Genomic DNA, 11997 nt, shown 5'->3' on the forward strand with positions numbered 1-11997 from the left:
AAATATATAAAATTATAATGGCAGGGACCCATCCGGAGAAACCTTTTTCCAGTCTTCCAGAAACCTGTTTAGCCCCTCATCTGTTTTTGGATGCATTGCCAGCTTCTTTATAACATCATAGGGAATGGTTACGGCATCAGCACCCATAAGAGCCGACCTGAGGACATGTACAGGATTTCTGATTGAGGCAACAAGTACCTCTGTTTTGTATCCATAATTTGTGAATTCAGTTTTAATCTGGTCTATTATGGCCATACCATCCTCCCCTATGTCATCCAGCCTTCCCACAAATGGAGAGACAAACGCTGCTCCATTTCTTGCTGCCAGAAGGGCCTGTATTGCATTAAATATGAGTGTTGTGTTGACCTTTATCTCCTTCTCCCTCAAAACTTTCATTGCCTTCAATCCCTGGAGGGTCATGGGTATTTTTATAACGGCATTGCTTCCAAGCGCATGCAGTTTAAGTGCCTGTTCCACCATCTTTTCTGCATCCTCTGCCACGACCTCAAGGCTTACAGGGCCATTCACGGCCCTTAGTATTTCTGTGGCTATTTCCTTGAAACTTTTCCCTCCCTTGGCGGCCTTCATCATCAGAGACGGGTTTGTTGTCACTCCATCTATGAGCCCAAACTCATTGGCTTCCCTAATTTCATCAATATTTGCTGTATCTATAAATATTTTCATATGTAATCCCTCTTGAAGAATTTGTCTGCTTTCTCTACTATATCGTTTACGCCTATATGAAAATAATCAAATAGGTCCATTCCCTTTCCACTCTTTCCGAATATATCTGGCATTCCGATTCTGAGTATGGGTACGGGATACTCCTCTCCTGTAATCTCCGCAACCCTTGATCCAAGTCCGTTGAATATGGAATGCTCCTCTGCAGTTATAATCTTACCTGTCTCCCTTGCGGCCTTTACTATGGCTGCACGGTCCAGGGGTTTGATGGATGACATGTTGACTACCCTGGCGTCTATGCCCTTTCCCTTTAATATCTCTGCAGCCTGAAGTGCAAAGGAAACCATTATGCCATATGCCATTATTGTTATATCAGACCCGTCCCTGAAAGTAACCGATTTTCCCTCATGGAATTCATAATCATTGTCATTCAACACAGGGAATTTTTCTCTTGTAAGCCTCACGTAGTATGGTGATGTTTTTTTAACAGAAAGATAATCTGTAACACTGATAGTCTCAATCGAATCTACAGGAACTATAACTTTCATATTTGGCAGTCCGGACATTATGCCCACATCCTCAAGAATCTGATGGGTGGGCCCATCCTCTCCTACTGTGATTCCAGAATGGGTGACAACAAAGTTTACCGGTGCCTCATTGTAACATACCGATTGCCTTATTACATTGTACGTATTTGAAAGAAAAACCGCAAATGTAGACGCAAATACGGTTTTTCCAGATAGTGACAACCCGGCTGCTGTTGAAACCATGGACTGTTCCGATATTCCCATATTATAGAACCTATCTGGGAATTTCTTACCGAATATTCCTGTTTTTGTCGATGATGATAAATCTGCATCCAGAACAACTATGTCCTTATTTTTGTCTCCAAGGGCAGCCAGTTCCTTCCCATAAGCCTCTCTCAGGCTTTCCATTTTTTCTGTTGTTTGCATTATTGCATCTCCTCAATTTCCTTCAGTGCCTGCCTGTATTCCTCCTCATTAGCAGGAGGGGAACCATGGTACTTCGGATTGTTTTCCATATAGCTGACCCCCTTTCCCTTTACTGTGTTTGCAACTATGAACAGTGGCTTTTCCCTTGGTTTTCTCGCCTGTTCAATGGCATTGACAACCTCATTAAGGATATTTCCGTTTATGGTTATTACATCCCATCCAAATGGTGCAACCTTCTCTGCAATATTTCCCAGCGGCATTATATCCTCGGTAAATCCATCGAGCTGTATACGGTTTCTGTCCAGTATCGCAGTGAGATTGCCCAGCTTATATTTAGAAGCCGCAAGGAGGGATTCCCATATGTTTCCTTCCTCCATCTCTCCGTCTCCAAGTATTGCATAGATTTTGTTGCTTCTTCCATCAAGCTTTGATGCAAGTGCAAAGCCTATGGCAACTCCCAGTCCCTGGCCAAGTGAACCGGTTGAGGATTCAACTCCCGGGATTCCCCTGTGAACATGGCCTTCGAGTTTTGAATTTATGGACCTGAAACCACCTAGAAGTTCAACAGGGAAATATCCCCTTAGGGCAAGAGTTGCATAAAGTGCAGGGGAAGCATGTCCCTTGCTCATAACAAGTATATCCCTGTCCGGGTCATCCGGTTTCTCTGGATTTATATTCATTTCCTTGAAGTAAAGTGCTGTGAGCACATCCGTGATACTCAGTGACCCCCCCGGGTGGCCACTTTTTGCACTGTAAACCATTTTTATAATTTCTTTTCTAATCTGCCTTGCTACAGGTGCAAGGTCATTAACAGTATAGCTTTCCATCCATCCTCATTAATGTATTAACTATATGTTTAAAAATCTTTTCAGTTTTAAATTCTATATTAAAATTAAACCAAATTAGGGTTACTTTCTCTTGCTGTGAAGAGACTCTACTTTCCAGAGAACCCGCCTTCATTAGGCATAGGAACATCCTGAACTGGCATAAAGTCTATGTATGCAGGCATTATTACACTATATGATTAAAATAGGCAGGGGTGTTTACATGGCGGACAGCGCTGTTGCCATAGGCGATGTAACTATCGGCGACAATGTAACCATAATGGATTCTGCTGTTATACGTGGGGATGAGAATAGCATAACTATAGGAGACAATACAAACATTCAGGACAATGCGACTATACATGTAAATCTCCAGTATGGCACAAAAATTGGTAAAAATGTTTCTATTGGGCATAATGCCATAGTGCACGGCGCCACGGTTGATGATACAGTATTAATTGGCATGGGGGCAATAGTCCTGAATAACGCCCATCTGAGATCTGGCACAGTAGTTGCAGCAGGCACAGTAATACCTGAAAATTTCGAATCTGAGGGGAACTGCATGATTGCAGGTATACCGGGAAAGGTAAAGCGTGAGGGTGAAAAATACCTCAACATGGCATACCTCAATTCAATGGAATACATCAGATTGAACCAAGAATTCAGGGAAGGCAAATACCAGATCGTAAAAGGAAGCATGCATGAATAAATATATTGAGGGATTCTTATCCGCAATTTCTTTTTTTACTCTGATTCCGGCAGGGGGAAAATATGAAATCAGTAGGCATACAATGTACTTCTTTACCATTGCCGGGCTTGTTACAGGATTGATCGCGGGCATACCATACCTGCTGTTAAGCCCTTACAGCCCATTTATAGCCTCGGCCATTGCCGTTTCTATTATAGTAATTATCTACGGATTCAACCACTTTGATTCAATTATGGATTTCGGGGATTCCTTCATGGTGAGGGGCACCGAGGCCAAACAGAGAGTTATAAAGGACAGGTACACCGGTTCTGGTGGAATTGGCATGGTTTTCATTATATACGTGCCAGCTATCGCATTCCTCACATTTTTCAATCCTTTATCCGGATTCATGGTAATAATATCCGGTGAGATGGTGTCAAAGTACGCAACCCTAATATCCATGTACAGATCAAAGCCATTCGGAACTGGAATAGGTAGCATGTTCATATCCCTGGTTGGCACATGGTCAGTACTGTTAAATCTAATACCTCTAGCCCTAATCGCATTCTTTAACCTTTATAATATAGGCATAGCATCGGGGGTGCTTATCACGGCATACGCAATAAAACGCGGAATGGAAAAACAGTATGGTGGAATTAATGGAGACCTGATTGGCAGCGTAGGTGAGATATCAAGAACGCTGTTTTATTTTCTGTCATTCATATTTGTTATACTTCACCTTAATCTATTTCTTCTTTAATTTTGATGATAGGAGCTGATCGTATTCTATTGTATACTTAATCTTCTTATTCCTTATTTCATGGGCAACCTTTTCTGTCAGATCCTCGATTTCCTCGGATATTATGTTTCTGTATATGGTCAGCTCTTTTTTATCCTGTGGAAAAATCATCTTGAACCTTGTATTCTCCCTCCTGTAGCCAAAGGGTTTTTTATTCTTTCTGATCTCCTCCATGTTCAGTTCAAGAAGTATGTCATCATACTGTTTTTCTTCAGCATTGAGCTTTGACTCGCTCTCAACAATTTCCCATATATCCGGGAAATATTTCTCAAGGTCTCTCCACTGGAAATTATCCTCAAATATGATATGCCCGCTGTAATTCTTCACAAATACTGATATATAGATTATACATTAAGTTTTTCTTTGCCCTTAGAAATTATTATATTTTATTTGGTGATAGGGTATAGAATGGTTAACAGGATTAAGGTCATAAATGATGTCGGAGAGCTTGTTACAATGTTCCATGCTGCCGATACCGATGTTAAACGGAAGCTACTCCTAGACCTTTCCACAGGATGGGTTACAATGCCCCAGATCGATGAAAAATACGGCGTTGAAGGTAAAAAATCACTGCATTATCTCGATAAAATAAGAATGATAGAAAGCCAGTGGATTACCGGTAACAAGGGACCGGAAAAAGCATACCATACCTATTATACAAACGTTCAAATCAACCTGATAGGTTCCATGGCAGACCTTTCAGATATTATATATGCCACCACCCTGAGCGATGAACAGCTTCAGGAATATGAAGATAAAATAAAGGGAATGATGACCAACGGAGGTGTTTTTGTAGGAGATGTTGCAGATTCCCTTGGTATTTCCCAAACACTTCTTAAGGGAATAGTTAGCAGGTCATCGGTGCTTATAATAAAGGGTTACAGAATAGAGATGGAAAACGGCGCATGATTACTGTAATAAGAATAGGCCACAGGCCCTTCAGGGATAAAAGGATAACAACCCATGTTGCACTGGTATCCAGGGCATTCGGGGCAGATCGTATACTTGTGGATGAAAAGGATGAAACGCTGGAAGGTACGATAAATAAAGTAACAGAAAATTTTGGGGGCAATTTTTCAATTAAATCCGGGGTAAACTGGAAAAAAGAATTCAGGGATTTCAGTGGCATAAAGGTAAATCTTTCAATGTATGGCATAAACGTGGATAACCGCATCGATGAGATAAGAAAAGCCTCTGAGGGGAAGAATATGATAATCCTTGTGGGTGCTGAAAAGGTTCCCATAGACGCATACAATATGGCTGATTTCAATATTGCAGTATCCAATCAACCCCATAGTGAGGTCTCAGCGCTTGCCATATTCCTGGACCGCTTCTATAGGGGACAGGAGCTTGAAAAAAAATATGAAGGGAAAATGAATGTTATTCCCATGGATCACGGAAAACTGGTAAAATTTATCCCTGATGAACAGCAATCAATGAAACTTCTGTACGAATCAGGCGCGGATGAGAGAATAATATCCCATGTTACAACAGTTTATAATTTAGCCATGGCTATGGGCAGATATTCTAATGCAGATATGAAAGTTATAGCAGCAGGTTCCCTTCTTCATGATATCGGCAGAACGAAAACCAATGGAATTGGGCATGCCGTTGCCGGGGCAGATATTTTGCGGGAGAGAAACATAGACGAATCCATTGTAAGGATTGTTGAAAGGCATACAGGTGCGGGCATACTTCCCCATGAGGCAAAAAAACTCGGACTGCCAGATAGAAATTATATTCCTGAAACGCTGGAGGAGAAAATAGTGGCACAGGCTGATAACCTGGTATCTGGAAAAACCATAGTAACCCTGGAAGAAACTGTTGAGAGATACCGGCGCCAGGGGCTGGAGGAGCCCGCTGAAAGAATCAAAAAACTTCACAAAGAGCTTTCTGAAGCATGTGGAAAGGATCCTGACCAGATAGCCAGGGAATTATAAATGATTCAGTGGTGGTTCTCCTCCCTCCTTGATATTATAAACCTGCATGCACCGTATCCATTTACCTGCCTGTGTGTTGATTTGACCTCAGAATCAAGAACGTTTTCAAACATTCCGGTTTCCATTGAACATGCAATGCCGAAATGTTTTGATATGGCGAGTATCGGGCAATTGTATTCAACCATCTCGTAGTTTTCCTGGGATTTCTTTAATTCTGGGTAGTAGCCCGACCCCTCTCTGAGCAGCGCCAGTTTCCTCACTTTTGCATCAAAGTCTTTTCCTGCCAGGTCTGCAGCATATTCTGACCTCACCTTTGAATAACGATCCTTCAAAAATTCTTCAATTATTTTTTCGCGCCCCGTCATTTTCATATAATTCATAAAATCATCGAGCATTGTTTCCGAAATACTTCCGAGATTTCTGTCCGCATTCTCTGTTGCATAAAAAACATAGGATGGTCTGCCAACATTCTTTTTCACTGTTTTTCTTCCAATGGAACCATTCTGTTCCAGAACTGTAATATGATTCAAAACAGCCATCTTTGTTATGCCCAGGCTGGACGCCATTTCCTCAAGGGACATATAATTATTTTTCTTTAACAGGAGTATTATCCTGACGGGAGTAGGGTATTCTTCCATGATCTAATAATAACCTATCACTATAAATAAATATCTATTATAATTTATAAAGTTTATAAATTATTATCTATATATAATATTATTCACTTTTAACATTATGATGCCTATAGATCCGAGGGATATCTGGCTATTAAGGCCGCAAAGGAATGCTGATCTAGAAAAATACATAATAGATGAATATAAAGGTGATATTTCCTTTTTATATAATAGAGGAGAAACAGCGGATAACCGCCTGAAACACCCTATGCTCATTAGGAGGTTCTTCCTATACATTAAAGGTAGGAAATAGTTATTATCCAACCTTTCTATGCCCCATCATGGAATTCCTATCTACAACTTTCAATAGTATCAGGATGAACCCAACAAAGTACAGCACTGCCGAAAGTTCGAAGAGCCTGGAATATGCCAGGGGCCCTGCTGATTTAAAAACAAATAAAACCAGACCATAAATCAGCGGTGAAAATGCCGCTCCTATCTCTGTGGATACCAGGAATATGGATAGGTATTTGCCGGCACTCCCATGTGGGACTATGAAACTCATATAAGAGTTCGTGATCGTAAAATAATTTCCATAGGCTATGCCTATAAGTGCTCCGAGAATCAGGAACATATAAAATGCATGGATAAAAGAAATGAAAAGGATGCTCAATCCACTCAAAAGAGGGAATATTAATAAAAGAAGATCTTTGTTTACCTTATCAGCCAGTATTCCTATTCCAACTGTTGATACAGCGGATATCATTAAAATTGTAACGCCGGCTATGGCCACATATATTGCTGCATTTTTCAAATCAAGTGAATATTCGAAATAATAATACTCAAAAAATACCAGGCCAGAACTGCCAACAGTAATAAAAAAATTTGCAGTGGCCATCCACTTGAATTTCCCTGAACGTACCACACTGCGGATTGTTCCCAGAATCCTCCTGCTTATAATTTCAGAATTGCTGATATAGTCATCCTTCTTTATTGTTAAAACCGTAACAGATGCGCCTGCAGCCACAGTGATAAGTATAAGAATTACTGCCATTTCTATTCTTCCTGATCCAAGTAAAAGTCCAGAAAGCCCAAATCCTAAGGCGGAGCCTATCAGTGTAAAAAATCCCCCAATTCCTGAGGATGTACCCCTCTGTGATGATGGTATTACATCCCTTATTAGTGGTTGGTAGGATCCATATGCAATGTTTGAACCTATTTCAATGAGGATATAAATAAGAAATATCGCAGGAATGCCATTTCTTATAAAGATAAATGCCATGAGCGATAAAATAACAATGATGGATCCAATAAGTATCATGGGCCTTCTTCTTCCAAGCCGGGAACTCAGCCTATCTGACAGGGTGCCTGAAAGAAAGTTGAATGTAATTCCTATCATTATGCCGGAAAAAGCTATGATGCCCAGATAAACTGTCTGAAGGGCAGGGGGAAGGAATAACTCTATTTCATAGGGCAAAAATAATGATTCAAAGGATGTCCATAGATAATTATTTCCGAGATATACAGAATTCATCCCGAAAATATACCTGAAAGGCTTTAATGAGTATTTTCCCATTGCCATTAAATGCGTAAAGGGCTTATAAATTAATCCTTCAGTATTTTATAGAACATGATAAATCCCACGAAGAAGAACATACCTGCTATGTAAAAGACATAGCGGAATCCCAGGGAGTAGGAACTGGCAAAGTATAAAATCAATCCATAAATCAGCGGTGAAAGCGTTGAAGCACCACCTGTTGCCATGTTATAGTAACCCATAAACTTACCAGATTCACCTGCAGGTGCCATATCGCTGGCAAGTGCGTTGGAAACACTCATAAATATCCCATAGGACATGCCTATAACAGATCCAAGAATCAGGAAAAAATCGAATTTTTCGAATTCCGGGATAAGAACCATGGCTATTCCCCCAATTATTGTAACATAAACAAGTATTTTTTTTCTTCCGATTATATCCGACAGTATACCAAAAATGAAGGATGCAAGCGCCGATGTCATAAGAACTGCTATGCCCACAATAGAAACATAGTAAGCAGGATTTTTGTAATTCAGAATAAATTTAAAAAAATAAAGTTCGAAAAAAGATAGCCCTATTACACCGGAAAAAACCATGAAGCTGCCCAGAACGACGTATATATAATCCTTCAGGCCGTGTTTTAAATTGAACATATCCAGGAATAATTTCCCTATTCCTGGCCTGGTTTGTTTTATTATAACGTCTGATTTCTTTATAGTATTTGCAGTAAGCGATGCAGTTATCATAACTACTATGGCAATTAAAATAAGCACATATGATCTGTATCTGGTATCAATGAGAAATCCTGTTATTCCATAACCCATGGCTGACCCAAGAAGCCTGAATATACCTCCTATTCCGGTTCCCCCGCCCCGTTCGTCCTCCTTGAGGATATCTGCATACAGTGGCTGATACGCGCCTACCGCAATGTTGGAGGAAACCTGTATCATTATATACCCCAGAAGTACACCTGCCAGGGTAATTGTCAGAATTTTATTCAGGAAGATTGCAAGCACTATGAACACAGCACCTGCAAGGATATATGGCCCCCGGCGACCCCACCCAAAATTATATTTATCACTGAGCGTACCGAAGAAAAGGCCGATAGACACACCCAGCGCGGTTCCCAGAAACGCTATGATTCCCAGGAATAAACTACTTCTGTTATACGATAATAACTCTATTGGAAGTATGTATGACTCATAGGAAATCCATAGATAATTAGTGCCCAGATGGATTGCATTCATTTTGAATAAATAACTGTTTGATTTAGGTATATGCACCACTTTTTCCTAGTTATTATATATGAATTAATAAATGTATTTCTGTAGCAGTTATTTTCTAGAATTACCATGCCATTTATCCAGGAGACTGTTTAGAAATTGTGACAGGTAAAGTATTTCCAAATAAATATATAATTTAAAATATACCCTAAGGGATTATAGATTCATATTGGCATTTCAGATATCCATTCCACTACCATGTACACGCATATGATATCAAGTGCTGTCCAGGAGGATATATACGAGTTATACAGCTGGGTTCGAATGCCTGGATTTTTTCGAATCGAGGAGGAGATAGTATATGACTGAGAAAATTGATATGATATCTAAAAGGGATTATGCATTTGAATATGTGGAAGCACTGGGATTTGAACCCAGATCTAAGGGTCTCTTCCATGTTTCATTGTTCCAGTCACTCATCATATATTCAGATGACCTTTAGCTAATCACAAACTGACTGGAGCCCTCTAGGATACCTGACTACCCCATGCTTCCTCACTAACAGTATTATTTTTTGATATAAATATCTATAGCATAGTAGGGGGAATTGCTGGAATGCTGGAAAGATTGAAACATGTTTGCAAATAAATTTATTAGCAATCAATGCCTTTATTTTTATGGATATCAACAAAAAACGCATAGAGAAAATGAGGGACCTGATTTTCCAGAATTTGATGGACAGCTACCTGCCATTTCCACTGGACACAAAATTATATTCATCATGGGCAAATAACATTGCAGACGGTGGAGACACTGTAATTTATACTTCCTACATGTACCAGATTTCTGGTATTTTAAAGCGTTACGAAGCCTTATTCCCAAAAATATACCGCCTGAATATACCCAAAAGGCTGATGACAGCATCGAAGTTTCTTATAAAACCAAAGGATGAAGAATTGCAAAGGGCATTCAGAATACTTAAAAGCATAACATCCATGCTGTCTGGATCCGGAGTAAAATTCGGATACCTGTATGACCAGGAGCCCTATTCAGGTGCACTCCTCCTAGAATCTGGCTTCATAAAGGAGTATAAGGAATATGGAGAAAAATTATACAGCTTTTTTAAATCTAAAGGAGTAAAAAATATCATAACCGTTGATCCGCACACCACCAACGCCCTGAAACGATATAAGGATTTTATAGATTTCGACATAGATGTTAAGAACTATCTAGAGATAGTAAATTTCAAGGGCTCAGGGAACTATGTTATACATGATTCCTGCCTTTATTCACGTGCCATGGGAATGTACGGTGACATAAGGAATAAGGTAAATAATTCAGGTCTTGCCATAGATGAAAATTATCTCATAACAAGTAAGGAAATGGGAAGCTGCTGTGGTGGCCCACTCTCACTTGTTTCAGCACAGGACAGTGAAGAGGTATCACGGGCAAGGGCAGATAAACTTCTATCAGTAAATAAAAATGTTCTGGTTATGTGCCCGCTGTGCTATGAAAATTTATCTCCATATATTAACAATATAAAGGATCTGGCTGAGGTGGTTTCATGACCTATGAATGGGATGTTGCAATAAATAAGGCAATACTGAACAATTCACCAAAAGTTCATAAAATACTTGAAGAAAATCCTTACATAAAGGATGTGGCATCAGAATTGAGGGAAACTAAAAATAAGGTGCTGGATGATATGGACAATTACATATCAAAAACTCAAAAAAGTGTTGAAAAACTTGGTGGGCATGTCCATATCGCAAAGGATAGCGTAGAGGCTATGGAAATTGTAAAGGAGATATTAGGTGAAAAGAGAAAAATAGTAGTTTCTAAATCCAATGTACTTTATGAAATAAAGCTCAGGGAGGAACTGGAAAATGAGGGCATGGATATCTGGGAAACAGATCTGGGTGAATACCTTGTTCAGCTCAATAAGGATATGCCATCGCATCTAGTTGCCCCCGCAATCCATCTGACAAAGGATAAAATCGGTAAATTATTGAATGAAAACCTTGATAGCAGCATAAATGAAAACACATCGGCTGAAGAAATGGTGAGCAGGGTAAGGAAGTTTCTTATGGAGAAATACCTTGCGGCTGATGTTGGCATAACAGGTGCAAATGCCATTGCAGCGGATACGGGTTCTGTTCTTCTAATAGAAAATGAGGGGAATATCAGGATTGATACAGTTCTGCCACAAACACATATAGCCATAACTGGCATAGATAAGATTGTCCCCACATTGAAGGATGCATTCAATGAGGTCATAGTACAGGCATCATACGCCGGATATTACCCACCAACGTATATAAACGTAACGTCGGGTCCCAGTGCTACAGGAGATATAGAGCTCCAGAGGGTATCACCAGCCACAGGCCCGAAAGAATTCCATTTAATACTGCTGGACAATGGAAGGAAGGAAGCAATCAACTCCGAGATACGTGAATCACTGCTCTGCATAAGATGCGGGAGATGCTATTTTTCCTGCCCATCCTACAAGCTTTATGGAAAAGACTTCGGAGACAGCCCTTACACCGGGCCTACCGGGATAATGTGGTCTGCAATAACAAATAAAAAATATGACAAGTCTATGCTATGCATGCATTCTGGAGGCTGCAAGGAGGTATGCCCTATGGATATAAATATACCCAGAATGATAGAAAAAATAAAATTCCGGTACATGGATGAATCGTAAAAATATATCAATATTCAATAGCAATTTGTAGAAA

14 protein-coding genes and 1 tRNA gene are annotated in these 11997 nt (G+C 39.9%); 7 read left to right on the top strand and 8 right to left on the bottom strand.

Annotated elements, in window-relative coordinates; genetic code table 11:
- Nucleotides 1-12 precede the first annotated feature (12 nt).
- The 3 genes from fsa to RE471_RS03175 are packed head-to-tail and all read right to left on the bottom strand — an operon-like array spanning nucleotide 13 to nucleotide 2461.
- On the bottom strand, nucleotides 13-684 hold the full coding sequence (gene fsa, locus RE471_RS03165; protein WP_309215335.1) for a fructose-6-phosphate aldolase: 672 nt from the start codon (nucleotides 682-684) through the stop codon (nucleotides 13-15).
- On the bottom strand, nucleotides 681-1634 hold the full coding sequence (locus tag RE471_RS03170; protein ID WP_309215336.1) for a transketolase family protein: 954 nt from the start codon (nucleotides 1632-1634) through the stop codon (nucleotides 681-683). The genes fsa and RE471_RS03170 overlap by 4 nt, the downstream gene beginning before the upstream one ends.
- Nucleotides 1634-2461 (bottom strand): transketolase, encoded by an 828-nt coding sequence (locus tag RE471_RS03175; protein ID WP_309215337.1) that lies wholly within the window; start codon nucleotides 2459-2461, stop codon nucleotides 1634-1636. The genes RE471_RS03170 and RE471_RS03175 overlap by 1 nt, the downstream gene beginning before the upstream one ends.
- Before the next feature lie 193 nt (nucleotides 2462-2654).
- Here RE471_RS03175 and RE471_RS03180 point away from each other — a divergent pair, with 193 nt between their 5' ends.
- Together RE471_RS03180 and cobS are read left to right on the top strand one after the other, a co-directional pair.
- Nucleotides 2655-3167, top strand: a complete 513-nt coding sequence (locus RE471_RS03180) for a gamma carbonic anhydrase family protein (protein ID WP_309215339.1) — start codon at nucleotides 2655-2657, stop codon at nucleotides 3165-3167.
- A complete protein-coding gene (gene cobS, locus RE471_RS03185) occupies nucleotides 3160-3906 on the top strand; it encodes an adenosylcobinamide-GDP ribazoletransferase (protein WP_309215340.1) in 747 nt (248 codons plus the stop codon). Before RE471_RS03180 ends, cobS begins: the two co-directional genes overlap by 8 nt.
- On the opposite strand, the gene RE471_RS03190 is transcribed toward cobS, so the two are convergent.
- The gene (locus RE471_RS03190) at nucleotides 3892-4272 is read right to left on the bottom strand and encodes a hypothetical protein (RefSeq protein ID WP_309215341.1); all 381 of its coding nucleotides are present in this window, start codon (nucleotides 4270-4272) and stop codon (nucleotides 3892-3894) included. The two genes, cobS and RE471_RS03190, sit on opposite strands and share 15 nt — an antisense overlap.
- A gap of 81 nt (nucleotides 4273-4353) precedes the next feature.
- On the opposite strand from RE471_RS03190, the gene RE471_RS03195 reads away from it, so the two are divergent.
- Entirely contained in the window at nucleotides 4354-4854 is a 501-nt protein-coding gene (locus tag RE471_RS03195; protein WP_309215342.1) for an ArsR family transcriptional regulator, read from the top strand.
- The gene (locus RE471_RS03200; RefSeq protein ID WP_309215343.1) at nucleotides 4851-5885 is read left to right on the top strand and encodes a tRNA (cytidine(56)-2'-O)-methyltransferase; all 1035 of its coding nucleotides are present in this window, start codon (nucleotides 4851-4853) and stop codon (nucleotides 5883-5885) included. Before RE471_RS03195 ends, RE471_RS03200 begins: the two co-directional genes overlap by 4 nt.
- Before the next feature lie 5 nt (nucleotides 5886-5890).
- On the opposite strand, the gene RE471_RS03205 is transcribed toward RE471_RS03200, so the two are convergent.
- The gene (locus RE471_RS03205) at nucleotides 5891-6523 is read right to left on the bottom strand and encodes a winged helix-turn-helix transcriptional regulator (RefSeq protein WP_309215344.1); all 633 of its coding nucleotides are present in this window, start codon (nucleotides 6521-6523) and stop codon (nucleotides 5891-5893) included.
- Between the two features lie 97 nt (nucleotides 6524-6620).
- Here RE471_RS03205 and RE471_RS03210 point away from each other — a divergent pair, with 97 nt between their 5' ends.
- On the top strand, nucleotides 6621-6812 hold the full coding sequence (locus RE471_RS03210; protein ID WP_309215345.1) for a hypothetical protein: 192 nt from the start codon (nucleotides 6621-6623) through the stop codon (nucleotides 6810-6812).
- Nucleotides 6813-6815: 3 nt separating this feature from the next.
- On the opposite strand, the gene RE471_RS03215 is transcribed toward RE471_RS03210, so the two are convergent.
- The 3 genes from RE471_RS03215 to RE471_RS03225 form a co-directional block, all read right to left on the bottom strand.
- Nucleotides 6816-8081, bottom strand: coding sequence for an MFS transporter (locus RE471_RS03215; protein WP_309215346.1), 1266 nt, complete (start codon nucleotides 8079-8081; stop codon nucleotides 6816-6818).
- A 23-nt stretch (nucleotides 8082-8104) separates the two neighbouring features.
- Nucleotides 8105-9283 carry an MFS transporter gene (locus RE471_RS03220; protein WP_309215347.1) on the bottom strand — a complete coding sequence of 393 codons (1179 nt, stop codon included), beginning with the start codon at nucleotides 9281-9283 and terminating at the stop codon, nucleotides 8105-8107.
- A gap of 389 nt (nucleotides 9284-9672) precedes the next feature.
- Nucleotides 9673-9814: transfer RNA gene (locus tag RE471_RS03225), tRNA-Trp, on the bottom strand.
- A 122-nt stretch (nucleotides 9815-9936) separates the two neighbouring features.
- On the opposite strand from RE471_RS03225, the gene RE471_RS03230 reads away from it, so the two are divergent.
- On the top strand, nucleotides 9937-10827 hold the full coding sequence (locus tag RE471_RS03230) for a (Fe-S)-binding protein (RefSeq protein ID WP_309215348.1): 891 nt from the start codon (nucleotides 9937-9939) through the stop codon (nucleotides 10825-10827).
- Nucleotides 10824-11963 carry a lactate utilization protein B gene (locus RE471_RS03235; protein WP_309215350.1) on the top strand — a complete coding sequence of 380 codons (1140 nt, stop codon included), beginning with the start codon at nucleotides 10824-10826 and terminating at the stop codon, nucleotides 11961-11963. The genes RE471_RS03230 and RE471_RS03235 overlap by 4 nt, the downstream gene beginning before the upstream one ends.
- Nucleotides 11964-11997: the final 34 nt, after the last annotated feature.

The sequence above is a fragment of the Ferroplasma sp. genome (genome assembly GCF_031200575.1).
GTDB lineage: Archaea > Thermoplasmatota > Thermoplasmata > Thermoplasmatales > Thermoplasmataceae > Ferroplasma.